A 26,400-nucleotide genomic window follows, 5' to 3' on the forward strand; every position below is an offset into this window, starting at 1 on the left:
ATCCAAATCAACTCAGAATTACGATCGCGGAGATAAGTTTGAATATTATCGATCGATCCCAGAGATGAAGGAATATATTTTAATTGACCAAAAACGACTTTATGCGATGCAATATGTGAAAAACGATGCGAATCAATGGGTTTTAAGTGAATATACAGGGAAAGAAAGCGCGATCGCCTTAAATTCCCTCGAGTTTGAGATTAGTTTTAGCGATCTTTATGAAGGAGTTGATTTTACCGATGCAGAAGAAGGCGATCGCGATTAAAAGAGCAAAAATTAAACAGCCAAAAATTGTTGAATCACATCTTGACTCAATTCGCTAGTACTTCCCGATGCCACAATACCACCTTTTTGCATGGCATAATAGCGATCGGCTTGACGGACAAAATGCAAATGTTGTTCGACTAAAAGCACTGAAATTCCTGTAGTTTTGATGATCCCTTTTACCGCATTTTCAATCTCTAAAATAATCGAAGGTTGAATCCCTTCTGTAGGTTCATCTAAAAGCAATAATTGCGGTTCTCCCATCAAAGCCCGCGCGATCGCCAGTTGTTGCTGTTGACCTCCACTCAAATCGCCTCCCATGCGGCTTAACATCGTCTTTAAGACCGGGAATAACTCAAAAATATGGTCGGGGATATCTTGTTTGCCTTTTCTCCCTTGGGGACGCGCTTCTAGTCCTAAGAGTAAGTTCTCTTTAACTGTAACGCGAGGAATAATTTCTCGACCTTGGGGGACGTAACCGATGCCCATTTTAGCACGGCGATCGGTGGTTCTTTTGCCGATCTCTTCTCCTTTGTATTTAATTGTTCCCAAACGCGGTTTAAGTAGTCCCATAATGGTTTTTAATAATGTCGTTTTCCCGACACCATTCCGTCCAATTAAACAGACCATTTGTCCGGCTGTAACGTTGAGATCGACATTGCGGAGAATGTGACTCTCTCCATAATAAACATTGAGTTGAGAAATATTTAACATTGGCTAATCAATAAGAGGAAATGGATAATAGTTTAAGATTTTGACATTGCTTGAACTTCTGCTTCCAAGCGTTTGACCGTTTCTGCGGGTAATTCGAGGAGTTTAATTAAATTGACATAGGCGATCGCTTCTTCTTCGTTAATTAAATCTTCACTGGCAGTTCTTGCACTGGAACTAATGACTTCATAACTAAGTTTTAGCACGATTTCTCGTTCTGCGACGGTTTCTAATTGAGGCACTAAATCGGCGATCGCCACCTTACTCCCCAAATAATCTCGCAATTCATGTTGTAATTCTTTTTGTTGTTGCTCATCATCCGCAAATTGACGACTTAACCGCGTTAGAACTACATCAATTTCTTCTGTTGCAATATTACCATCTGCCCAAGCCATTGATGCAGCAATTCGCAACATAATCATTTCTTTTTCGCCAATAGAAGGCACTTGACCCAAGTACACTTCAATAACCCGAGGGTCATTTTGGATGCGATCCATATTCCCTTCACACAATACCGAACCTTGGTGTAAAACAGTCACTTGACGGGCAATTTGACGCACGAACTCCATATCGTGTTCAATAACGATAATCGAATGACTTTCCGCTAAAGCCAAGAGTAAATTACCGACATTTTCGGTTTCTTCATCAGTTAACCCTGCAACAGGTTCATCAACTAACAGTAACTCTGGAGATTGAGCCACTAACATCCCAATTTCTAAGCGTTGTTTTTCCCCATGAGAAAGAAGATCGGCCTTCAGATCGGCTTTAGCTGTTAAACCAACAGTTTCTAATAAGCCAAAAACATTCCGTTTATCCGTTGCTGGAGGACGTTGAAACAGTGTTGCAAAAACATTCTTCTGGCGATTACAGGCTAAATCTAGATTCTCTCGAACTGATAAATTAAGATAAACTCGAGGGGTTTGAAATTTGCGCCCAATGCCTAAACGAGAGATATGATGTTCGGCAATTTTTCGTAAATTCTTCCCTTTAAATCGTACTGTTCCTTCTGTGGGTTGAACTTTACCGGTAATGACATCTAAAAATGTTGTTTTTCCTGCACCATTGGGACCGATAATGACGCGCAACTCCCCCGCATCCATACTGAAATTGAGGTTATTCAGCGCTTTAAACCCATCAAAGTTAACAGTTAGATTATCAATCTCTAATATTTTTTCTGCCATTTTGTTTACCTCTGATTATCTTGTACGGATTCCAATTCTTCTCGTTCTTGTTGGACAAGAGGATCTTTTTCTAAACTAGGATAAGTAACCATTGGTTCTTCGAGTCCTAATAGCGATCGCAGTTTTTCCCAGCCCCAAGATTTAACCCAACCGACAATTCCATTCGGTAGTACCGTAACTACCAATAAGAATAAAGCCCCTTGGAAAAATAACCAAACCTCCGGAAATTGTTCGCTTAATAAAGTTCGTGCAAATGTTACCAGTAATGTCCCGATAATAGCACCAATTAATGTACCGCGTCCTCCAACGGCCACCCAAATTACCATTTCAATAGAGAAGGCAACCTCCATAAAACTAGGGGTAATAATCCCTGATTGAACGGTATATAATGCCCCTGCAACCCCAGCAATGCCTCCAGAGATTGCAAAAACCAAAACCTTAAAACCCGTGGGATCGTAACCAGAAAAGCGCACTCGGTTTTCATCATCGCGAATGGCAATTAAAATGCGTCCAAAACGTCCGCTTGTCAGCCAGCGACAGAGTAAATAAATAATCAGAACCGATAAGACTGTCACCTCATAAAAGGCTAATTGCATCCCCGATGAACTGACTACCATGCCAAATAATGTATCCGTATCTGTTTTTAATCCATTTGTGCCATTAATGAGCTTTTGTTGTCCATTAAAAAAGTTAAAGAAAACTAGCAAAGCCGCTTGGGTTAAAATGGAAAAATAAACCCCTTTAATCCGATTGCGAAAAACGAGATAGCCTAATAATCCTGCGACAATTGTTGGCACTAAAACGATCGCAATTAAAGTAACCGGAAAAGAATAGAAAGGATACCAGAAAAAGGGCAATTTTTCAACCCCATAAAGAGGGAAAAAATCAGGGATTTGCCCTTCCGGTAATTGCAATTTCAGGTGCATGGCTAACCCATAACCACCCAGGGCGAAGAAGATGCCATGTCCTAGGCTTAATAACCCCGTGTAACCCCAAATCAAGTCGATTCCTAAAGCAACGATCGCCAAAGATAAAAAGCGCCCTAATAGCTTCAAGCGAAATGCGGGCAAAATTGCTGGCAGGAGTAAACAAAGAACAAGACCGATCGCGGCGATCGCTATCCCTTCAATTAATAACTTGCGCCGTTTTTGGCGTTTAATAACCGTACCTTTATCGAGATTGATCATTTTAATTAATTCCTTTACAATTCAGCATTCAGGCTTTTCTTAAAGTTCTGCTGTTCGTCCTTTTTGCGGAAAAATTCCGGCGGGTTTGAATTGCAAAAAGGTAATAATTAAGGCGAAAACCATCACTTTTGCCATACTGCTGTCTGCAAAAAAGGTGAAGAAATCAAAAATGCCTTGTAAGGCTGAGTTTTGAGAAAAGAGTAAGGCGATCGTTCCCGATCCAACCAAATAAGTTACAGTGCCGATCGCCATAGCCGCAATGATACTTCCCAATAAGTTCCCCACTCCACCAACTACGACCACCATAAAGGTATCTACAATGTAGTTTTGTCCGGTATTGGGACCAACGGAACCGAGTAAAGTAATTGCAACTCCTGCAATTCCTGCAAGTCCCGATCCCAAGGCGAATGTTAAGGCATCAACTTGATTAGTAGGAATCCCCAAACAAGCACTCATCTGGCGATTTTGCGTCACCGCACGAATTCGCAACCCCCAATTAGAGCGATTAAAAAAGAGATAAAGTCCCACGATGCAGGCGATCGTTAAAATGATAATAAAAATTCTCGCATAGGGAATTTGAAAGTTACCAAGAGGAAGCCCTCCTCGCAGCCAAGCAGGGGCAGTAACATCAACATTTCTGGCACTGAACCACGGTTTTGCCAAAGCCTTTTGACCGCTTAATAAAAAGCCAGTAACCGTAGCAATACCTGTCGAAAGAAATACCAAAATAGTTAATACACCATTACGAATTTTTTGCCAATCAAGACGACGACTGAGTAAGACCCAAGCACCAAAAAATAACAAGCAAAAAACAACCAGTCCAATCGCTAAAACTCCATTAACACTGCGGACAAACTGGCGTAAAATCAAACTGACTCCCCAGGTTGCCAAAAGCGTTTCTAACGGTCGTCCGTAGAGAAAGCGAATGACTCCCCTTTCTAGGGCAAGTCCCACCAAAGCCGCGACGATAAATGCCACAGGTAAAGCGACAAAAATATAAGCACCAAACCAAGGATCCCCTAGCATTTTGAAGATATTCTGCACCACAAAAGTTGTGTATGCCCCCAACATCATGAGTTCCCCATGAGCCAAATTAATCACGCCCATGAGTCCGAATACAACAGCAAGACCCAGTGCCGCAATTAACAATACTGAGCCAATGCTAATCCCATTAAATAATCCAAAAAATAGTTGCAACACTTTTCAATTATTAATAAATTGACGACCGCAAAAGAATGAATACTTACCAACCCCAATAACTGCTGACTGGTGAAGGGACGTTAAATTTAACGTCCCTACGACGGAAATTAGGATTCTATTTTATACTTACCGCCTTTTGCAGTATCGCTCCAATCGCACCCATAACCTTTGGTTTCAGGGACGAATTGATTCCAAGGTAAGGGATCGATGGGACCATCTGTTGACCAAACAATGTCAAACATACCATCTTCACGAATTTCGCCTATTCGTACTGTTTTAGAGATGTGGTGGTTGGCATTCATTGTGACTTTACCTTCTGGTGCGTCAAATTCCTGCCCGATCGCCGCAGCGCGAACTTTTTCGAGGTCATCTGCGGTGCCTGCTTTTTCAACAGCTTGCTTCCACAAATAAACCATAATGTAGGCAGCTTCCATTGGGTCATTGGTGACGCGATCTTCGCCATATTCGGCTTTAAAATCTTTAACCCATTTCTCATTCTCAGGACTTTCAACGGTTTGGAAATAGTTCCACGCAGCATAGTGGCCTTTGAGGAACTCAGGACCAATTTGCCGAACTTCTTCTTCTGCTACACTAACAGACATGACCGGATATTTATCAGGGGCGAGTCCTGCACCTTGCAACTGTTTGAAGAAGGCAACATTGCTATCTCCATTTAAAGAGTTGAAAATCACTCCACCATCAGGCAAAGCGGCTTGAATTTTGGTAATAATTGGCGTTACTTCTGTATTGCCAAGGGGTAAATAATCTTCACCCACTAATTCCCCACCATTGGCTTTGAGTTGTTCTTTAATAATCGTGTTAGCAGTGCGAGGGAAGACGTAATCTGAACCCACTAGGAAGAATTTTTTACCTTTATTTTCTAATAACCAATCGACGGCAGGTTCGATTTGTTGATTGGGGGCTGCCCCCGTGTAGAAGATATTTTTAGAGCATTCTTGACCTTCGTATTGAACGGGGTACCAAAGCATATGATCTTTGGATTCAAAAACATCCAAAACGGCTTTACGACTGGCTGAAGTCCAACAACCAAAAACAGTGGCAACTTTATCTTGGTCGATTAATTTGGCGGCTTTTTCTGCAAATGTCGGCCAGTCAGAATTTCCGTCTTCTACGACAACTTCAATTTGTTTGCCGAGAACACCACCAGACTCATTAATTTCCTTAATTGCTAATTTCTCGGCATCAACCACGGTGGTTTCGCTAATGGCCATCGTACCGCTTAGAGAGTGGAGAATTCCCACTTTAATTGTATCTCCGCTGCTCGATGTTTCTGTAGATTCTTCTGTAGATTCTTCTGTGGATTCTTCTGAAGAACCTTCAGTTTCAGTTGTGCAGGCTTTGAGCAATATGCTCGTTCCTAAAGCCGCAGAACCATATAACAAGAATTTTCTTCGTCCTAGTCGATTGATCATAGTCGTTTTATCTACCTCTCTTTGGAATGCGATCGCTCTTTAAAATTAAAGAGTCGAGGTGTGTATGGTACTGCTAGAAGTCTCTACCTTTTGTAGCGAGGAATACAAAATCTGTTCCTTGTTTTGAATTCTTTCAATTTCTGTTGTTTTAAAATACCTAGATAATCTTAAAATGTCTTGACAAAGAAAGGTTTGGTTCGTTTTCTTCCTTATCTCATTTAAGAGCTTTTTTAGTAAATTTTCTTGTCGGTTTTAAAAATACTTGATGTTTTTTGTTATCCTTATGGGATAATCGTGAGAGCAAATCGTCTAAAATCTTGTTCTCATGGATGATAATACAAAGAAAGAGGAGTTTAGTTATGGTTACATACAAATGCTTGCTGCTATAAGTGGCTACTCGTTTATAAACAGCCCTCGGTCTCTAGATCATGGTGGAATTGATGCAATGAAAACTTTACCTCTCGAACGGTTTGAATCTATTTTTCCAGAAAGATTCATACAATATCTTGAAAATAATAATTGGCAAAAACACAAAGAGGTTGCCGATGTGTTGTCTATATGGGTATATGAAAGAGATGAAGAAAAGTTTGGTTTATTATTACCATTAGATTCAGAACTTGTTGATTTTTCGAAGAGAATGGCTGAAGCAGTTGGAGTTTTGGAAGAAGTTGAACAAATATCTCAAGAAGAAATATTGTTAGCATTAGAAGCACCTTCTAGAATAGCTTTAGAAAAGAAGCGAGAAATTTTAAATATAAAAATTTCCTCTTTTTTAGATAAAGGAAAAAGAGAAGTTCCTGCAAAAAATCTAGGTTTAGTTTTTAAATCTTTACAGGAATTATTGGATATTTTTGGAGGATTTAAACCGAGTCGATATAGTAGCTTAAATCAAACCAAAAAGAAACTTGAATTATCAGTTCTAGGAACTTTCAAAGGTTCTTTTGGAGTACAGGTTGCATTTCCTCCCAATCAACAATTTGATATACACGGTAAAACTCTTGCTGAGGAAGTATCTCAGGAATTTTTTAATTTAATGAAGGCAAGTAATGCGAAAAATGTCGATCAATTTAAAGCAATATTGTCAGAATATAAAGGAGATCCATCGAAAAAGATAAAATCTTTTTTCTCTGAATTAGCGAAATTAGAATCCGATCTTAATTTTGATTGGGGTGCCACTAATCCAGAAAATAGCGATCGCGCTAATCTGGACTATGCTAATATTCTCAGAGCGCTTGAAATTATTAAGAAAATAGAACTTGAAGAACCCAGACAATTTAAAATTGTAGGTCGATTGATTGTTGCTGGGGAAGGAGTTAAAAAGAAAGAAAGGAAGTTTCTCATTAAAGATATTGAAGACAGTACAGAATATGAAGGAGCAATTAATGCTAAGATTACTGAAGATGACTCGATCGATCTTATAATTGGCAAGGTGTATGAAGCTACTCTAGAAGAAGAAACAAAAATTCAGGAAGTAACACAAACTGAAATCAAAAATTATACTTTGGTCGAACTGAAGTTAAAAACTGCTAAATAATAGTATCAATTTCAAACATCTAATTCGGCTAATTCTAACCATCTTTCTGTTGCTTGTTCGATTTCTCCATTCAGTTTTGCCAGGCGATCGGTGAGTTCTTGTAATTTTGTGTAACCTTCGGGAGGATTATGATAAATTGTCTGTTCTAACTCGCTCTTTTCTGCTTCAAGTTGAGGAACTTTTTGCTCTAATTGTTCTAGTTCTTTCCGTTGATAGTTAGAGAGACGACGGGGACGGCTTTGAATTTTAGCTTGCTTTGGTGATGTTTCTTTTTCTTTCTTTACCGTCGGTGTTTTTTCCTCCTTCGCTTCCATTTCTTCGGCTTGTTTATAGTCCAAATAAAGGGAATAATTGCCTGGATATTGGCGCAATTTTCCTCCTGGTTCGATCGCAAAGATAAAATCAACCACGCGATCGAGGAAATAGCGATCGTGGGAGACGGCGATCGCGCAACCGTTAAATTCTTCTAAATACTCTTCTAACACCCCTAAAGTCTGCACGTCAAGGTCGTTGGTGGGTTCATCGAGAATCAAAACATTTGGCGCATCCATCAATACTCGCAGTAAGAATAAACGCCGTTTTTCTCCTCCCGAAAGTTTGTTAATGGGGGCATACTGTTGATTAGGAGGAAAGAGAAATCGCTCTAGCATTTGTGAGGCGCTAATTTGCGTGCCGTCGGCGGTTTGCACGTAAGACCCAATCTCTTTAATGTAATCAATAACGCGCTGATTTTCCTCTAAGGCAGACCAAAGCGCGTCGGAGTGTTGGTCGAAGTAACCGATATGAATGGTACTGCCGATCTCTACCGTTCCCGTATCGGGGGGAATTTTTCCGGTAATAATATTCATTAAAGTTGATTTTCCCGCACCGTTACCGCCAATGATCCCGATGCGATCTTCTGGGCTAAACTCGTAGGAGAAATCTTTGATGAGAAGGCGATCGCTATAGGATTTACTCACATTTTCCAGTTTGATGACCTTTTTACCGATGCGTCGTCCAGGGGTATCGATATCGACCTTGCCTCGGGCGGTTTTAAAGGTTTTATCCTGCATTTCATGGACGCGATCGATCCGCGCTTTTTGCTTGGTACTGCGTGCTTTTGGACCGCGTTTGAGCCATTCCAATTCTCGCCGCAATACTCCTCTATGTTTGCGTTGACTGCTGGCCTCGGCTTCTTCTGCGAGGGCTTTTTTCTCGAGGTAGTAGGAATAATTCCCCGCGTAACCGTAGAGGTCCCCGCGATCGATCTCTAAAATACGGTTGGTGACGCGATCGAGGAAATAGCGATCGTGAGTGATCAGCAGTAATGCCCCGCGAAAGCCCTGTAGGTAGTTTTGCAGCCATTCTACCGATTCAGCATCAAGGTGGTTGGTTGGCTCGTCCATGAGCAGTAAATCGGGGTCTGAGAGCAAGGCTGTAGCGAGGGCGATGCGCTTGCGATAACCCCCAGAAAGATTGCCCACTCGCTCTTCAATGTCAGTAATTCCCAACTTACTCAAGACAATTTTAGCATTAGTTTCCAGTTCCCATGCTCCCGTTGCCTCCATTTTTTCCCCGATCGCCGCTAAACGGGAGATAAGGCGATCGCGTTCTTTTCCTTCTACTTTGGCTATTTTCAGGGATAATGCTTCATATTCGCGCACCAAGTTCATTTGTTCGCTACTATCGGCGAAAACCTGTTCGAGGACGGTGCAATTTTCGTCCACTTCTGGCTGTTGGGGTAGATAGACAATTCTCGCCCCCGATCGCGTCAAGCGTTTCCCCCCATCAATAGATTCTAGCCCCGCAATCATTTTCAAAAGGGTAGATTTTCCCGAACCATTGACCCCAATTAAACCGACTTTATCGCCATCTTCAACGCTAAAACTCGCTTCCCGCAGGATTTCTTTAATACCAAAATCTTTTTTAATCGCTTGCAGGGTCAGGATACTCATAAGTTGGGGGAAAACAGGGAAATTGCCATTATCTCATTATGACATCGATTCGTCATTATTTTTCTTTGCCAAAAATAGCGATCGCATCACTCACTCATGTTGATATAATATTCAGTGAAGTTAGACTATATCCAGCAAGTCACTATCACATTCTTTCGGTAAAAACAAGATGAATTCAAATAACCCTCAATGCGCCAATCTTCAGGAACGAGTTACGATCTTATTGCAACTATTGCAACAAGAACCCTCTCTACGAACCCAGCAAACATCAACGGCTGTAGAATCTTCTTTAAAGAAAGCGATCGCGCCAAAGTTTGAAATTGTCTTTGCTGGGGCATTTAGTGCGGGGAAATCGATGCTTATTAATGCCCTATTAGAACGAGAATTATTATACAGTGCGGAAGGTCATGCCACGGGGACAGAATGTTCGATTGAATATGCAGAACCCGATCGCGAACGAGTGGTTTTAACTTTTTTAAGCGAGGCAGAAATTCGCGAACAAGTTCAGATGCTTTGTCATAAGTTAAATTTAAACGCATCGGGGAACATTAATCAAGGAGAAATTCTCGATCTTCTGCAACAGGGGTGCGAAGCAATTATCGCGGCTGAAGGGGGAGAAAGCAAGTCAGAACGTGCTAAACAAGCAAAAGCACTCTCTCTCCTTTTAGAAGGATATATTAGCAATCGCGATCGCATTCAAACAATACGCAATGCGACTTATTCTATGGAACAGTTTAACTTTTCCAATTTAGCAGAAGCGGCGGGTTATGCTCGTCGCGGCAACAATAGTTCGGTGCTGAAGCGCTTACAATATTACTGTCATCATCCCCTTTTAGAAGATGGTAATGTTTTGGTGGATATGCCAGGAATTGATGCACCAGTGAAGAAGGATGCAGAGTTAACTTACAACAAAATTGAAGACCCCGAAACTTCGGCAGTAGTGACAGTATTAAAACCCGCATCTGCGGGGGATATGACCACGGAAGAGACGGAGTTATTAGAGAAAATGCGAGCCAATTCCGGCATCCGCGATCGCGTTTTTTATGTTTTCAATCGCATCGATGAAACATGGTACAATGCTCAGTTACGTCAGCGTTTAGAAAGTTTGATTTCTAGTCAGTTTCGCGATACCAATCGCATTTACAAAACCAGTGGTTTACTGGGATTTTATGGCAGTCAAGTTAAAGAGACCAATAGTAGCGATCGCTTTGGCTTAGATTCTCTTTTTGTGGAAAGTGTCAAGGGAATTGGAGGGGAGGAAGATACGCCTCAATTTGTTAGTGCGTTTAACAATTATTGTGCCAATTCCGGCAAACTTTCTGGGAGTGAGTTTCGCGTTTCTGTGCATGGTTATGAGACTCCCAATGAAAATTATATTCGCATTCTCAGCGAATGGGGAAAACCTTTAATGGAACGCTTGATTCAAGATAGTGGAATTGAGGAGTTTCGCAGTGCCATTACGCGCTATTTAACGGAGGAGAAACGACCGGAATTATTTTCTAATCTTGCGGACGATTTACAGCCGTTGTGCATTACGTTACGCAAGTATTATATCGCCAATCGTCAGGAATTAGAAAGCCAGCCTCGCGAAATTGATGCGATGAAAGCACGGGAATTAGAGCGCTTAAACCAACAATTACAAGATGTCGGACAAGAGTTTCAAGAGTATATGGAAGAGGAAATCAATCAAATTGTTATCAATGAAGATAGCTTATTTGAGTCTGATTTTCGCATTCTGAAAGAAAAAATGGTGAATCGTTTGGATGAACTCTTACAAACATTTTCGGTTCAGGAAGCCTATGGACGCGCAACAAAAAGCCATCCACGCAATGCAACAGCACCATTATTAGCTGTTTTAGTAGAGGCGCTTTATTATCTTTCTAATCAACTAGAAGATGTTTTGATTGCTAATGTTAAAATGGTGGCAATGAATTTCTGTCAGCGCTTGTTAGAACGCTTACAAAAGACAGAACACTATCGCCAACTCTACCGTTTGTTGGGCAATGATGGAGGCATTGAGGTGAAAATTAAGCGCTTGCAGGATATGTTATGCGAGGCATTAAGTAGCGAGGCACGCACGGAATGCGATCGCTATGTTCGCGAAAGTCCTCGCTTTTACGATGAAGGGACATTTTCGATTTATCAATTTCGGCAAACATTACAGCAAACTTCTCAAGGATATGACGCAGAAAGTATCATTGAGGCTGAACCTGCTATTCGTCAATTATTAAAGTTAGATTTTGAACCCAAGGTATCAAAGACAATTCGCCAGACTTTCCGCCAAACCGTGAATCAAACCCTAAAAACCCAAATTTTACCGATGGCTAAACAGCAAGCTGATGATATTTTACAACAATATGATCGCGCTCGTTCTTATCTGGAACAGACACTAGAACAGGAGGCTGAAGAAAAAATTGCCAGCAACCGTCGCACTCAGGAAGAAATTGAAGCAAAAATTGCTGAATATAATGATGCAGTGACGGACATTAATAATTGCTTACAATCCATGCAACTGTATGATAAGCAGTTACCTACTATCGCTGATACTGAGTTTGTTTCCCCGGTTGTTGACAATACGGTGTTAGAGGAGGAGTCAGACATTCAAGAGGAAGATGATTTCACTACATAAACTCATAGGGGTGCAATTATTGCGCCCTTTCTGGGCTATTTTCTGCGATCGCACCGTCGTTCCGTCCTTAAAAAAATAGCTGAAAAATTGTTTCATTTTTACTTGACTTTATTGACTTGACAATGGTATTATTACAGAGTGGGAGTGTGTGCGTTCCTGTAACCCCTTTCTGAGATAAGAAAGGAGTGGTAAAGAAGAACAGGAACAAAGAACAGAAAATATTGATAACAAGCAAACATTGTTGTGATGATCTTGATGGTTTGGCGATCGCATAAGCTAAAACACATTTAAACAACGGATCGCTAGCGACCAAGATGGTCGCACTCCAAGGTTTTTGGGATTCTTGATAATGCCGTTTAGATGCTTAACAGCATAGGTTGGAAGATCATCTAATTTTGAATCATCTATTTGAATCGTCGATCCGTCGGGGATTGAAAATTCCCGTCTCATACTAAAAATCTAATGAGATGAAAAATTGTTTAATTTTTACTTGACTTAGTTGACTTGACAATGGTATCCTTACAGAGTGGGAATCTGTGCGCTCCTGTAGACCCTTTTTTTAGCTAAGAAATAGTTAGAAAGAGGAACAGAAAAGAGGAACAGAAAAATTGATGAAAAAGCAAACATTGTTTTGATGATCTTGATGGTTTGGCGATCGCAGGGGTTGAAAGATCATCTAATTTTGAATCATCTGTTTGAATCGTCGATCCGTCATCCCAAAAATTCATTAAAATCGATTGGGGAAGTTTGCAAATGTGCTGTTTAACAAAATTCTCTATATTGGTTAAGGATATCTGTTTAGTAGTTAAGGAATGAGATAAAAAAATGTTTAATTTTTACTTGACTTTATTGACTTGACAATGATATCTTTACAGAGTGGGAGTGTGTGCGCTCCTGTAACTCCCTTTTTGGTTAAAAAATTAGTTAGAAATAAAAACAGGGAGGAAAGAATAAAGCATCTCAATAAACCAATGGAAAAAACACCGAGAATTCCCATCCCTCCCTCCGTCCGTAAATATGTTTTTGAACGAGACAACTATCAATGCCAGAGTTGCGGAACAAGTAATAAAGAAGTAAAATTGCAAGTCGATCATATAATTCCCCTTGCTAAAGGAGGAAGTAACGATATGAGTAATCTGCAAACCCTCTGTGGTGACTGTAACCAACAGAAAAGCGATCGCATCGATCGCAGATTTAAGCGTCATTTTAGTTAAATATTCACAAATACTTCCCGTGCGGCGCGATGTAAGAGAGAATGAAGATAAACTAAATCTTGCATATTTTGAGAATTATTCTTAGTATAACCGCCGCCAATAACCGCCGCAACTGGATAACCAAAAGCCTTACAACTACTTAAAACCATGCGATCGCGTCGATAAATACCGCGATCGCTTAACGCTAATTTCCCTAAGCGATCGCCAACGTGAGGATCGACACCTGCATCATATAACACCAAATCCGGTTTCACTTCCGAGAGGAGATCGGGTAAATATTTAGCCAATATTTGCAAGTATCCCTCATCATCTAACCCTACTGGGAGGGAAACATCGCGATCGCTTTTCTGTTTGCGGTGAGGAAAATTGTTTTCACAGTGCATTGAAAAAGTGAACACCGTGTCATCATCTTGGAAAATATAAGCACTTCCATCTCCTTGATGCACATCAAGATCGATAATCAGTATCTTTTCTGCTAAATTGAGATGTTGCAGGACACGAGAGGCGATCGCCAGATCATTAAAAATGCAAAACCCCGATCCATAGTCGGGAAAAGCGTGATGAGTTCCCCCTGCGGTATTGCACGCGATACCGTATTGTAGCGCTAATTGAGCCGTTAAAATCGTCCCTCCCACCGCAGTACAGGTGCGGGTGACTAAACCTAGACTCCAGGGTAAACCAATGCGTCTCTGTGCTTTTGGGGACAAACTTCCCTCGAGATAAGCCTTAACATAAGCGCGATCGTGTACCAACTCTAACCAATATTGCGGGGGAATTTCCGGGGTATGCACCCACTCAGGCAAAATAATTTTCTCTTTTAAAAGATATTCATAGAGAAGTTTAAACTTTGGCATCGGGAAACGGTGTTCCTCTGGTAAAGGAGTCACATAGTTAGGATGGTAAGCGATGGGAAGAATCATTTAAACCGCAGTTACAGCAATACGTCCTTGTTTAACAAAGTGGAGAATGCGATTTACGGCTCTTCTTTCCTCGTCATCCAGACCTTCATCAAGAGCAGCAGCCATTAATCCGTAGCGATCGCTTAAAGTAAGAATACCTGTTTCTGTCGCAGAGGCAAAAATTTCCGAGATAGCACCGGGGATCAATTGGATTTGAGTCAACATAGTTCTGAAAGGCTTTGTTTTCAATGATTCCATCATCTCTTATTTTATTGGATTTGTTGGTGATGGAATCTTGACAAAAACCGTGAACTTCGTCTCTTGCGGAGGCGATCGCATCTACCTTAAGATGTGAGTAAAATCACTGCTATATATTTCACAGGCGAGAATGCTTACCGTAATTCTACGGATGTTACAATTTCAGGACAATGATAGACCTATGCAGATAGATGAGATTTTTTTGGGCTATCTTTTCGATTAGAGGAGGAAAAGATCGTGCAAACTCGGCTCAATTCTACCCATTCTCATCTTTACGATCGCGATTATTATCTGTGGCTACAAACAACCCTCGAGCAAATCAAAACAGGAAAACTCGAGCAAGTTGATTGGGTAAACTTAATTGCAGAAATTGAAGACATGAGCAGACGAGAGAGAAAAGCTATCTTTAGCAATCTTAAAATTCTGCTCATGCACCTCTTAAAATATCAACATCAACCGGAAAAACGCAGTAATAGCTGGTTATTTACAATTCTTGAACATCGTCAAAGAATTCTTGAAGACCTTGAAATCAGTCCCAGCTTGGGAAATTATTTAGTAGAATGTTATCCTAAAAGTTATCAAAACGCTAGAAAATTAACCTCTGTAGAAACAGGACTTTCTCTGAGTTATTTTCCCGAACTTTCTCCCTTTACCCTAGAAGAAACTTTAAACCCAGAATATTTACCCGCAGGAGATTAGAAATTGCATTTATTTATTGTTGGGGAGGTCTTCTGCGAGGTGGAGGGAAAGGACGATTTTCCCTTGGAGACGCTTCGCGATCGCGTCGTTGTTGACCATTTCCGGGTCCTCTTGGGGGTTCCTTGCGGAAACTATTATCGGGAGTCCCGCGAAAACAGCGAGCAACAAAAGGAAATTCCTCAGTAATGTAATAGTGATAAATCCCATTGCGATATTCTGGCGTTACACCCATCCGCCCATTACACTCATCTAAATCCCCCAATCCCGCAACATATTCATAATCTTGAGTAAAAGTACCATCATAAGTACCTCCCGGCCCCCCCGATCGCGTCCCCGACTTTAAGCGATAACTCGATCGCATTTTCCGGGTCCCGCTACCCGGATCTGTCGCGTTTTTGTAGCCATAAGCTGCATAAATAGGAAACCCGTCAGCAGCATAACCGAGAAGCTGCATTTTTTCACCATTACCCAAATTTTGGATCAATCCTTGCGGCACACCATGATAATGATAAGCACCGCCAGGTTGAACATGAGCATTATTTTGGTCTAAACCCAGGTCAATTTTGCCCGTAAGCGCCTCATAATTCCATCCTGAAGTATTTTGACCTCGACCCATTCTTCGTCCCTCTGGAGTCCAAAATTCGGCGGTGCCAGGGTCAAAAGGAACACCATTGAGAGCAACCCCAAATAACATCGGACCCCTGGCTAAAGTTGCGCGAGGGTTTGGGGTTGGGTTGAGGGGAACGCGAAAGCTATAATTTTGGCTAGAAATACGGTTAGGATTGCCTTGATTGGGGAATTGTCCCGTTTCATGATCGGGAATGCCATTGGCTGCAATAATGCGATAATTCCCCTCAATTTTCAGATTTGCAGCTTTGTTGGGCTGGGAAGAGGAAGTGTGCGATCGCTCTCGAATAGCTGAAGAAACTTTCGCCATTAATCCCGTTAAAGTCATTGCTAGAGACGATCCCAGCAAAACTAGCACCAAACCCGATCGCCATTTCTGTAAGTATTTTTTCATTTCCCTCGCAAATCTAGAAAACATTTTTTTCGATCGTAGCAGGCTCAATTAAGGATTGAGAATCAAGGAAAAGTGCAAACCGTTGTCTTGTAAGGTTTGTGAAGTTCGATCGACCGAAATCAAGGGAATTCCCCAATCTAAACGTGCCAGAAAGCGATCGCTTATTTGCCATGTTAAACCCACCCCGATCGCCGATAGGGTTTGCTGTTGTAGTTCCATCCCTCCCGAATTATTCCAAACGATACCATAATCCCAAAAAGGAGAAAGATAAAGCTCACTTTCCCATTCGGGAATCTTCAAAACGGGGATTTGTAGGGCGATGGAGGCAAAAAAGCCATTATCGGCAACGAGGGTATCTTGGCGATAACCCCGCACGGTGCTGCTTCCCCCCAAACTCAATTGCTCTACGCCAAGGAGAGGGCGATCGGCGAGTTGTAGGACGGATCTAAGTGATAAGGTCAGGTCGGAAGTGAGACGATGCACCCATTGAAACTGTCCGCGCCAACTGAAAAAATCGCTATCGGGAGCCGTTTCATGGATGGTTGCGTTGAACCAGTCCAAGCCGAAATTAAATTGAGAACGAAAGGCGATCGCGTCTGTTCTAGAGCGTTTCAGCCATTCTTGGGAAAATCTTAGCGCAGAAAGGCCTGTTCTACCGTTTCGTTCCGATCCTGTAGTGAGAGGAAAAGGGGTTTCTTGTAAAAAAGTTTGGTTATCGTAGTGAGAAAAAGTCAATCCTAGGGCGAATTCTTCTCGTAGCGATCGCGCGATCGGTTGGCGAAAACCCAGTTCAAAGGAATGCGATCGCGATTCAATATCGAGAATCTGAAAATCGGGGTCGATAATGGCACTGCTGGTTTGATTGTAGCGCAGTTGTACGGCTCCATTGAGAGGATTGACGGGGAGATTGTAGCCAACTTCCCAAAGATTACTCCCTTGGCTGAGATTATAGCTAAAATTCACTGTATCTCCCCAGCCGAGGAGATTAGCGTAAGTGAGAGACGATTGCCCTTGAAGGCTGCCAACGCTGGGAACGCGGTGATTATTACTGCCAATTTGTCCGGCGATCGCGGGGGTTTCTTTAACTTCCACATTTAAGATATTTTCTCCAGGCTCAACTCCCTCGGATAAGTTAGCCGAAACTCTAGCAATGCGGGGATCGAGTTGCAGGAGTTGGATCGCTTCTTCTAGGGTTGTGAAATTTAAAGGAGGTGCGATCGCGAGAGAGAGGCGATCGCGAACATAACTTGTATTCAGATTTTGCAGTCCTTCTACGTCTATGCGAGAAACCTTTCCTTCAACCACGCGAATTTCGAGGACTCCTTCTCGCATCGTTTGTAAGGGAATATAAGCCCCAGTGGTGCGATATCCCTGACTGAGATAGAGTTGTGCGATCGCCGATCGCGCTTGCACAACTTCAGCAAAAGTAATATTTTCTCCAGTATATTCCCGCGTTACTGCGTCAAATTCTGCCTCGCTAAAGATGGTATTTCCTGTCACTTTGTATTTTTGTATTGTAAATGTCCCCTGCGATCGCGGTTCGGGAGGAAGGGGAGGAGATGAAGGAGGGGGGATAAAAGTTTCGGGATCGGGAAGGGTTTCTGGGGGTTTAGTAGGTGTTGGTGGGGGGCGATCGATGGGTTGTGCGATCGCCCTAGGATTGCTGAAGAAGGCGATCGTAAAGACAGGACAGGTTAAACAGAGAACTTGTAGTAGAATCGCTACCCGAACAAGTGCTAACTTTTTTAATATCATCGCTTTTCACCTCATTTCTCTTGAGAGAGCGTTCTAGGTTAAAGTTATATTACCTTTTTCTTCCTTTGCATAAAATTTTCCTGTTTCATCCAAGAAAGGACTAGATGATCTCTAGGGTTGAGTTTGATGTTTAAATTTTCTTTGCGATGGCGCGATCGGTTTAGTGCAGCAGAACTGTATCGCACTTCTTTCCCTCCCATAGGGTTTCTCGGTAGTTTTCTCCTCTGTGGGTTGAGTTGTTTCTCTCCTGTCCAAGCACAGGTTATAACAGACCCAACATTAGGGACAAGCGCAAGTGGATCTTGTTCAGGGGCAATATCTTGTACAATTTCTGTTGGAACACCCCAAGGATCTAATACATTTCACAGTCTGTTGCAATTTTCACTTCCTAATTCCAGTGACATTACTACTTTTGATAATACTTATAACTCTCAAAATATTTTTGTTCGCGTGACTGGTGGAAGTCTATCTGATATTCAAGGTACAATTCAAGCTGGAATAAATCCCAATTTTGACTTATATCTTCTCAATCCGAACGGAATTATTTTTGGTGCTAATTCTTCTCTTAATCTTCAAGGTTCATTTACTGCCAGCACTGGAATAGGAGTAAATTTTGCCGATGGGACGACATTTTCAGCGACGGGAACACCTCTGTTAACAATGAGTGTTCCTGTCGGCTTGCAAGTAGGCTCAAACTTAGCTCCAATTCAAGTCGAAAATATTAATTGGGTATTTTTTGGCGGCAAATCTATTTCTTTAATTGGTGGAGATATTCACTTGAACTCATCTCAATTGATTAATTTGAGTGGGACTGTTAATTTTGTCGGAAATAATATAAATCTTTCCTCTTCCAATATTCTTACTCCTAATGGGACTGTTAATCTTGAAGGGAATGATATTAATTTTTCATCTTCCAATCTCGTTGCTTCTAATGGTAATGTTGATTTTAAAGGGGATGACATTAATCTTTCATCTTCCAATCTCGTTGCTTCTAATGGTAATGTAGAGATTACTGGCAGAAATTTAACGCTATCTGGAGGTTCATTTGTTTCTGTTTCTACGTCAAATAACCAAGACGGAGGTATTGTAAAAATCAATACATCTGAATCTCTTAATATTATTGGTTCTCCTAGTAGTTTATTTGCTCGCAATTTAGGAGGAAGTGGCAATGCTGGTGATATTGAGATTTCCACAAATCAGTTGAATTTAAAAGATGGAGGAAGTATTCAAACTTCAACGATTGGAGAAGGTAATGCAGGTAATATTCAAATCGATGTAACTGATATCAATCTTACTGGTTATTTCAGTGGAATTTATTCTGAATCGGGTGTTAATGCAACGGGAAATGGCGGGAATATCACAGCAAATGCTGAAAATTTAACGATACAAGATGGTGCTAGAATTTCTGCTTCAACTCATGCTACTAGCTTGGGGTCGGGAGGAAATTTGAATATTAACGCGACTTCTGTAAGTCTAAGCGGTTCGAGTAATGGAAGTCCTAGTGTATTAACTACTACAACTGCTAATAATTTTAATGCTGGAAATATAAATTTGAATATTGATCGCTTGTCTGTTAGTAATGGCGCTCAAATTCTCGTTCAAAGTGAAGGCACAGGGGCAGCCGGTAATTTGAATATTACAGCAAATACTGTGGAGTTAGATAATCAAGGACTACTTTCTGGGGAAACCAATCAATCATCTGGAGGAGAAATTACATTACAAAATTTGCAATCTTTGAGCCTAACCAATAATAGTAAAATTTCGGCTTCGACGAAAGAAGGACAAGGAGGAACAGTTTTTGTTAATGCAAGCGATCGCATTCTTGTTGATAGCAATAGTAGCATTATTTCTCAAGCAACAGGAAATGGGAGTGCAGGAAATGTACAACTCGATACGAGAGATTTAACTGTACAGAACAGTGGTCATGTTTCGACTTCTGCGGTCAATGGACAGGGAGGAACGGTTTCTGTTAATGCCAGCGATCGCATTCTCGTTGATAGCAACAGCAGCATTATTTCTCAAGCAACAGGAAATGGGAGTGCGGGAAATATAGGACTCAATACGAGAGATTTAACGGTGCAAAATAATAGTGAAATTTCAGCTTCAACGGTGAATGGACAAGGAGGAAATATTTTTAGTTTTGCAAGCGATCGCATTCTTGTCGATAGTAATAGCAGCATCGTTGCGCGATCGACAGGTAGCGGGAGTGCGGGAAATGTGCAACTCGACACGGGAGATTTAACAGTGCAGAATAATTCTCAAGTTTCTGTCAGAAGTGAAGCAACCGGAAATGCAGGCACTTTAACAGTGAATGCCGAGGACATTCTGTTAAGCGATCGCGGCAAACTCACGGCCTCGACTGCGGCAGGAAATGGGGGCAATATCGAGTTAACGGTTGCTGGGTCTATTTTCCTGCGTTTCAATAGCGAAATTTCAGCAGAAGCAGGAGGTTTTGGCAATGGGGGTAATATCACGATGGATGTGGGAGGATTTATCATCGCTTTCTTAACGGAAAATAGCGATATTGTTGCCAGTGCTTTTCAGGGTCGGGGGGGAGATATTTATGCTAAAGCGCGAGGAATTTTTGGGTTTCGGCAATTTCGAGGGGTTCGCACTCCCGAAAGTGATTTTACAGCAACCTCGGTATTGGGCATTGATGGAACAGTGACAATAAATGGGGTTGATAACTTTAGTTTGGATGGTATTCCCGAGTCTTTCATTGATACCACAGTAGCGCGAGGATGCAATGTAGGAGAAAATCCCGTTGCTTTTTACAACGTAGGACGAGGAGGTTTGCGCGATAATTCTTCCGCACCTCTCAGTAGTAGCGAAGTCTGGGAAGATGCCACCCTTCCCCAATATCAAGGCGATCGCGCTACAAATCGTATTGTTGAGGCACAAGAGTGGGGAGTTAATGAAAAAGGAGAGGTTGTCTTGTTTGCCCGAGACACAAGCGATCGCCTCCTTTTACCTTGTAGTTAGTATTATGTGCTTTGCGATCGCTAGTAAGACTAAGTTTTATAAAGAAAATTGACGATGCTGCATAAAAAAGTTGGGTTAGATCAGAGAAGAGTTTGAAAGCCGATTTGGTTGCGCTATTTGTTGCAATGCGATCGTGAACTTTCCTTTTTGTTCAATTGTTCGGGGTGCATCGAAACTAAACCTCGAAATCCGGGAAAATGTAAAGTTACGATGAAGTATGCTCAAAATCTTTACTAAAACTTTACATTCTATCTCCGTTAATTGAGTGATTTTGCTCCGGTGCGAGAATAAAATCTTGTTAGAAAAAATTTATTTAAGCTGCATAAAACAGGTAACTCAAAACTGAGAGGGGAATAAGAGGTAAGAGTTCGCTGTCCTGAATTGTTGTTTATTACAGTCCAGAATCTCTGTTTTTTAGGAGGGGATCGTCAATCACTATGGAAAATACACGCTATTTGGCACTGGGTTTAACCGCAACAGCGATCGCGCTGTTTGCGGGAGCTAACACGGCCACCGCACAAACGCTATTCTTTAATAAAACACTCAATCAACACGGTCAGACTTTGCATTGGGAAAGTCCTTTTGAGGGACAAATTAAACTCAATAACACCCTCACAACTACGGGAACTGGCGCGATCGAGACCAATATTTGGATGGATGGAAAACTGTTAGATGCGTTGAGTCTTGCTACACAAGGCACGAACTCAACTGCCAATATAGGCTCAGAATGGTTTCTCGATGTGAAAAAGGGTACTATTCTTGATTTTTCCTTAGATGCACCCAATGCTGGTAGCAATGCGATCGCATTTGAAGCAAAAATTAGTCTTCCGAGTTCTAATTTAGTCTTTCTCCAACCCGAAGGAAGCAATTCTTTTCTTCATGTAGGATTGCTTCAAGATGGAAAAATTTACGAATCAAGTCCAGCCTATTCTAACGGCAATTATTGGGATATTTTTCAGGAAAATGGTGTTGCGATCTCTGCCGATAATGGCGTTCAAAATCAACATACTTTTGGTTCTTTTGTTCACCTTTCTGAGCTTGCGGATAATACTTCCATTGAACAACGAGACATTGTTGAAATCTCAGCAGAAGATGCAGCTAAAATGGAGCAATTTATCAATACCCAAATGGGAAAAGGCTATACCATGAAACCATCCTATATGCCATTTTTAACTCCTTATGCCCAAAAAGGTTACTACGGCACTTATACAGGAGTGGGACTCATTGAAAGAGCCGCCGAAGAAGCTGGGATTACGTTGCTGGGAGGAGAATTTTTTCATACAGACGAAGATCCCCAAGGATTTATTTTGAATGACTTAGAATTTCTCTATGTCACTGACATTATGGTAGCTCAAAATGCACCTTGGGAATGCTTAACGGTTTTTCCCACCAGTGTACAATGTCAGACTCAATATGGGAATCGCAATCCGTCTAGTGGGATACCATTTTCCACTCTTTCTCCTGCTTATATGCACTATCTTTTGACGAATCAAAATAGTGCGCCTTCTGACAATTGGTTACATGGTTTATTTGAGGGACTTGATTTTATTCTCACCGATCCGGAGGGGCGACGTTTGGGATATACAGAGGAACTAGGATTACTGAATGAAATTCCCGACGCTTTCTATACAGGTAATTTGCTCGATGAGCCAGAACATTTTTACGTTCCCGATCGCCTTCAAGGAGAGTATAGCTTACAACTTTATGGGTTATGTAATAAAGGCGCAATGGCTGCGATCGGTGACAACAAAAATGGCAGTTTGATTTCTGGTTGCAAACCCGATCCGCCGAAAAATCGTAAACCCGAATCAGTTCCAGAACCTTCTGCGCTTTTAGGATTAATGCTTTTGGGAGGATTTTTAGCAAAGCTGAAAAAATCTTGTTGAACGAGTTTTTGAAACATTCATTTAATAGAAAGTAGCGAGTCTGCCTGGGATTCAAAATCCCCGTCTCATACAAAAAATACATTGAAATGAATTGCGGATCGAATCTCGAATATTAACCCCAAAAATTTAGAGGATATTATGTTCATTTCATTGCTCAAAAAATTGTTTTCTTGTCAGAGCGATCGCCAAAATTCACAGCATCATTTTTTCCAAGTTTTCATTCTCGAACCCATTCTTACACCATCGGGAATTCTCCCGATCGGTGAAGATGGAATTGATATTATCGATATTGTAGGAGATGAAACAGATTTTTCAGAGGCACAAGATATCGGCTTTTCTGTTTTAGAAGCCACTGATATTGACTTCGATGAATTTGAGGAAATTCCTTTCTTTAACAGTCTTTCTCTTCCTCAAGTCAACGAACAATTTGACTCTGGTGTTTTTACCGTCGGCGATAGTGGAGAAGTTACCATTGATTTTCTCTTTGATGGTGGAAAATTCAAAGGAGAACTCGCTATTTTCAGTTTAGAAAATATGGACGAATTTGAACCAGGATCGCGAGAATTTATCCAAGAAGCAAGCGATCGCGCTTTGAGCAATTCTGAGCAAGGTTACGTCGTTATTAGCGATAAAATCGAGGGAGCGCGATTTAGTGGCGAACTCGGGGAAAAAAGTTGGAATAGTGGTGAATATTTAGGTGAAAAAACTTTCCAAATGCGTGAAGGAGATGAGTTTGGGGTGATGTTTGTTCCCAATGGAACGGTTGAAAAACTTTCTGAAAATCCCGATGCAAATGGCTCTTTACGTCCTCTCTTTTCCCTTTCTACCGCTAACCCTGACGACAGTTTGCAAATGGGACAAATTGCCGATGTTACGGGAGAGGGTAGCACCTTCGTGTTAGAAGATATGCGAATTGATGGGGGAAGCGATCTCGATTATAATGACTTTATTTTCCGCGTTAAAGGGGCAACTGGAGAGGCGATCGCGTTGGATGATGTCATCGATCCGGATAATGATTGGAGGGGGACGGAAGTGGGTCAAGAAATATTAGATTATATCGATGTTGAAGATGCGATCGCACCTCTTCCTATCGATCCGGAAACGGGAGTCGAATACAAACCAGGCGAGTTATTGGTTAAATTTGCTGCCGATCTCGAGGATACCGATATTCAAGCGTTAATTGGAGGTTATGATGCGATCGATATCGAGCGATTGATTCCTGATACCGCAAGTTCCGATTCTCCCTTACATCAATGGCGATTATTAACCTTTGAAACCGAAACCAATGTGTTAGAAATTCGAGACGAAATGCTGACATTGAGTAAAGTTGAAGCCAGCGAATTAAATGCTATTCGTCGCTTGACTTGGCAACCCAACGATACCGATTTTGAATATTTATGGGCGTTAAATAATACCGGACAAAATGGGGGTACACTAGATGCAGATATTGATGCTCCAGAAGCATGGGACATTCAGCGAGGTAGTAAAGATATTGTTGTTGCTGTCATTGATACGGGTATTGATTATAATCATCAAGACCTTGCTCCGAATATGTGGAAAAATTCAGGAGAAATTGCGGGAAACGGCATTGATGATGATGGCAATGGTTATGTTGACGATATTTATGGTTATGACTTCGGCAACAATGATGCCGATCCAATGGACGAAATGCTTCCTTTTGTTTTTGATAATGGTCACGGTACTCACGTCGCAGGAATTATTGGTGCAGTAGGAGACAATAATTTAGGAGTCGTTGGAGTCAGTCCAAATGTTAGTTTAATGGCGTTAGGTGTCCGAGATAATGCTTCAAGTTTTGGGCAAAGTGTTCTATCTCTTGATGCTATTGCTCAAAGTATCCACTATGCAACCGATAATGAGGCTAATATTATCAATGCAAGTCTAGGTGGGAATATTTACTCGCAATTGGAATATGATGCGATTAGCTATGCCAATAATAACGGGGTCTTGCTCGTTGCAGCAGCAGGTAATGATACTGAAGATAATGATTCGATTAGTTTTTATCCAGCCAATTATAATCTTCCTAATATCATTTCAGTTGCTGCAACAGATAATAAAGATAATCTGGCATATTTGTCTAATTTTGGAGCCAATACAGTCGATTTAGCTGCACCCGGAACGCAGATTTTGAGTACACTTCCGGGAAATAGTTATGGTGGACGAGATGGAACTTCAATGGCAACGCCTTATGTAGCCGGTGCGGCAGCTTTATTATTAGCTGAAAATCCAACTTTATCAGTTTCAGCACTCAAAGGGCTTTTGACAACTGGAATCGATCCTCTCAATTCGTTACAAGGAAAAACCATTAGTGAAGGACGATTGAATGTTCATAAAGCCTTAGAAACGATTGACTTAAATTTAGAATGGAGCGAACAGATAGGAACATCGAGTTCTGATGGAGCTTGGGCGATCGCTGTAGATGGACAGGGCAATATTTTTCTGGCTGGAGAAACATCTGGCGATCTAGGGGCAGCTAATGCTGGCGATACTGATATTTGGCTGAGTAAATACGACCGAAATCGCAATTTACAATGGACGCAACAAATAGGAACGAGTCAAGACGAACGAATTGAGAAGATTACTGTTGATAGTGCAGGTAACGTATATATGACAGGTTTTGCTTGGGCTTCATTAGAAGGTAATTACGGCTCTAGCGATATAGAAGGTTGGGTAGCGAAATACGATCCAGACGGAAATCAAGTATGGCTCGAACAACTTAGCAATTATGTTATTTCTTTTTACGATCTTGCTGTTGATAATATAGGGAATGTTTATGTCGTCGGAGAAAATACCTATTTTGATATTGGACAAAGTGGTCGATATGAGCGTCAAACAAGTGGTTTAATTGTCAAATTCGATACAAATGGTACAAGAGATTGGGCAAGATTTTATTCAACTGATAAATTGGATATTAGCCGAGGGGTTACAGTTGATGATTCTGGTAACATTTATATGACAGGTTGGTCGCAGTCGGGACACGATCGCAATCCTTTATCACCAACAACAGCAGGTGAAGTTGAAGCATGGGTAACTAAATTGAATAGTAATGGTTCCTCAGAGTGGGTAAAAATAATTGCTAATGGTTCGGATAATCGAGCAACAGATGTGGCTGTAGATCGCTTTGGAAATGTTTGGGTAACAGGCTATACGAAGGGTGATGTAGGAGGTACGAATAGCGGTGGCTGGGATGTTTGGTTGGCTCAATATAATAAAAATGGAGAAGAACAGTGGAAACAACAACTTGGATCGCAACAAAGTGAAGTTTCTTGGGGGATTGAATTGGATAGTGTAGGTAACGCATATGTTACAGGCATGGCTACAGGTGTTTTAGGCCAAGCAAGCTCAGGAAATGCTGATGCTTGGGTGGCAAAATACGATCGCAATGGCAATCAACTATGGCTAGATCAATTGGGATCTAATTCTACCGATGTGGCTTTCGATCTGGCGATCGATCGCGAAGATAGTGTCTATCTGACAGGTTACACTTTTGGAGATTTGGGAGGTATAAATCAAGGTAGTGCTGATATCTGGATGGCAAAATATAGCTAATCTGAACATCTCGGAGAATTGGGAAAAGCACAAGAGAAGATCGATC

Annotated in this window: 18 protein-coding genes; 8 read left to right on the top strand and 10 right to left on the bottom strand. The window is 41.4% G+C overall.

Features of this window, described 5'->3' with window-relative positions; genetic code table 11:
* A partial coding sequence (locus tag JUI58_RS14985; RefSeq protein ID WP_204104603.1) for a Uma2 family endonuclease occupies window positions 1-265 on the top strand: 265 nt, incomplete at its 5' end.
* Window positions 266-276: 11 nt separating this feature from the next.
* Here the strand turns inward: JUI58_RS14985 and urtE are convergent.
* The 5 genes from urtE to urtA form a co-directional block, all read right to left on the bottom strand.
* On the bottom strand, window positions 277-978 hold the full coding sequence (urtE, locus tag JUI58_RS14990) for an urea ABC transporter ATP-binding subunit UrtE (protein WP_204104604.1): 702 nt from the start codon (window positions 976-978) through the stop codon (window positions 277-279).
* A 32-nt stretch (window positions 979-1,010) separates the two neighbouring features.
* Window positions 1,011-2,156 (bottom strand): urea ABC transporter ATP-binding protein UrtD, encoded by a 1,146-nt coding sequence (urtD, locus tag JUI58_RS14995; protein WP_204104605.1) that lies wholly within the window; start codon window positions 2,154-2,156, stop codon window positions 1,011-1,013.
* 5 nt (window positions 2,157-2,161) lie between these two features.
* Window positions 2,162-3,343, bottom strand: a complete 1,182-nt coding sequence (gene urtC, locus JUI58_RS15000; RefSeq protein ID WP_204104606.1) for an urea ABC transporter permease subunit UrtC — start codon at window positions 3,341-3,343, stop codon at window positions 2,162-2,164.
* Window positions 3,344-3,382: 39 nt separating this feature from the next.
* Window positions 3,383-4,543, bottom strand: coding sequence for a branched-chain amino acid ABC transporter permease (locus tag JUI58_RS15005; protein ID WP_204104607.1), 1,161 nt, complete (start codon window positions 4,541-4,543; stop codon window positions 3,383-3,385).
* Between the two features lie 107 nt (window positions 4,544-4,650).
* Window positions 4,651-5,976 (bottom strand): urea ABC transporter substrate-binding protein, encoded by a 1,326-nt coding sequence (gene urtA / locus JUI58_RS15010; protein ID WP_204104608.1) that lies wholly within the window; start codon window positions 5,974-5,976, stop codon window positions 4,651-4,653.
* A 325-nt stretch (window positions 5,977-6,301) separates the two neighbouring features.
* On the opposite strand from urtA, the gene JUI58_RS15015 reads away from it, so the two are divergent.
* The gene (locus JUI58_RS15015) at window positions 6,302-7,510 is read left to right on the top strand and encodes a hypothetical protein (RefSeq protein ID WP_204104609.1); all 1,209 of its coding nucleotides are present in this window, start codon (window positions 6,302-6,304) and stop codon (window positions 7,508-7,510) included.
* Window positions 7,511-7,521: 11 nt separating this feature from the next.
* Here the strand turns inward: JUI58_RS15015 and JUI58_RS15020 are convergent, their stop codons facing one another.
* Complete coding sequence (locus JUI58_RS15020) at window positions 7,522-9,444, bottom strand: ABC-F family ATP-binding cassette domain-containing protein (protein ID WP_204104610.1); 1,923 nt, start codon at window positions 9,442-9,444, stop codon at window positions 7,522-7,524.
* A gap of 169 nt (window positions 9,445-9,613) precedes the next feature.
* On the opposite strand from JUI58_RS15020, the gene JUI58_RS15025 reads away from it, so the two are divergent.
* Both JUI58_RS15025 and JUI58_RS15030 read left to right on the top strand, forming a co-directional pair.
* Entirely contained in the window at window positions 9,614-12,073 is a 2,460-nt protein-coding gene (locus JUI58_RS15025; RefSeq protein ID WP_204104611.1) for a dynamin-like GTPase family protein, read from the top strand.
* A 971-nt stretch (window positions 12,074-13,044) separates the two neighbouring features.
* Window positions 13,045-13,287: an HNH endonuclease gene (locus JUI58_RS15030; protein ID WP_204104612.1), complete on the top strand. Its 243-nt coding sequence runs from the start codon at window positions 13,045-13,047 to the stop codon at window positions 13,285-13,287.
* On the opposite strand, the gene JUI58_RS15035 is transcribed toward JUI58_RS15030, so the two are convergent.
* Together JUI58_RS15035 and JUI58_RS15040 are read right to left on the bottom strand one after the other, a co-directional pair.
* Entirely contained in the window at window positions 13,284-14,207 is a 924-nt protein-coding gene (locus tag JUI58_RS15035; RefSeq protein WP_204104613.1) for a histone deacetylase, read from the bottom strand. The two genes, JUI58_RS15030 and JUI58_RS15035, sit on opposite strands and share 4 nt — an antisense overlap.
* Window positions 14,208-14,411, bottom strand: coding sequence for a hypothetical protein (locus tag JUI58_RS15040; protein ID WP_204104614.1), 204 nt, complete (start codon window positions 14,409-14,411; stop codon window positions 14,208-14,210).
* Window positions 14,412-14,681: 270 nt separating this feature from the next.
* Between JUI58_RS15040 and JUI58_RS15045 the strand changes: the two genes are divergently transcribed.
* Entirely contained in the window at window positions 14,682-15,143 is a 462-nt protein-coding gene (locus JUI58_RS15045; RefSeq protein ID WP_204104615.1) for a DUF29 domain-containing protein, read from the top strand.
* A gap of 13 nt (window positions 15,144-15,156) precedes the next feature.
* Here the strand turns inward: JUI58_RS15045 and JUI58_RS15050 are convergent, their stop codons facing one another.
* Both JUI58_RS15050 and JUI58_RS15055 read right to left on the bottom strand, forming a co-directional pair.
* Complete coding sequence (locus JUI58_RS15050) at window positions 15,157-16,164, bottom strand: YHYH protein (protein WP_204104616.1); 1,008 nt, start codon at window positions 16,162-16,164, stop codon at window positions 15,157-15,159.
* A gap of 48 nt (window positions 16,165-16,212) precedes the next feature.
* Window positions 16,213-17,919, bottom strand: a complete 1,707-nt coding sequence (locus tag JUI58_RS15055) for a ShlB/FhaC/HecB family hemolysin secretion/activation protein (RefSeq protein ID WP_204104617.1) — start codon at window positions 17,917-17,919, stop codon at window positions 16,213-16,215.
* Between the two features lie 126 nt (window positions 17,920-18,045).
* On the opposite strand from JUI58_RS15055, the gene JUI58_RS15060 reads away from it, so the two are divergent.
* From JUI58_RS15060 to JUI58_RS15070, 3 genes are all read left to right on the top strand, one after another.
* Window positions 18,046-20,901 (top strand): S-layer family protein, encoded by a 2,856-nt coding sequence (locus tag JUI58_RS15060; protein WP_204104618.1) that lies wholly within the window; start codon window positions 18,046-18,048, stop codon window positions 20,899-20,901.
* A gap of 437 nt (window positions 20,902-21,338) precedes the next feature.
* A complete protein-coding gene (locus tag JUI58_RS15065; RefSeq protein ID WP_204104619.1) occupies window positions 21,339-22,787 on the top strand; it encodes a PEP-CTERM sorting domain-containing protein in 1,449 nt (482 codons plus the stop codon).
* Window positions 22,788-22,949: 162 nt separating this feature from the next.
* Complete coding sequence (locus tag JUI58_RS15070) at window positions 22,950-26,354, top strand: S8 family serine peptidase (protein WP_204104620.1); 3,405 nt, start codon at window positions 22,950-22,952, stop codon at window positions 26,352-26,354.
* The last annotated feature ends 46 nt before the right edge of the window (window positions 26,355-26,400 follow it).

Source organism: Spirulina sp. CCY15215 (assembly GCF_016888125.1).
Lineage (GTDB): Bacteria > Cyanobacteriota > Cyanobacteriia > Cyanobacteriales > Spirulinaceae > CCY15215.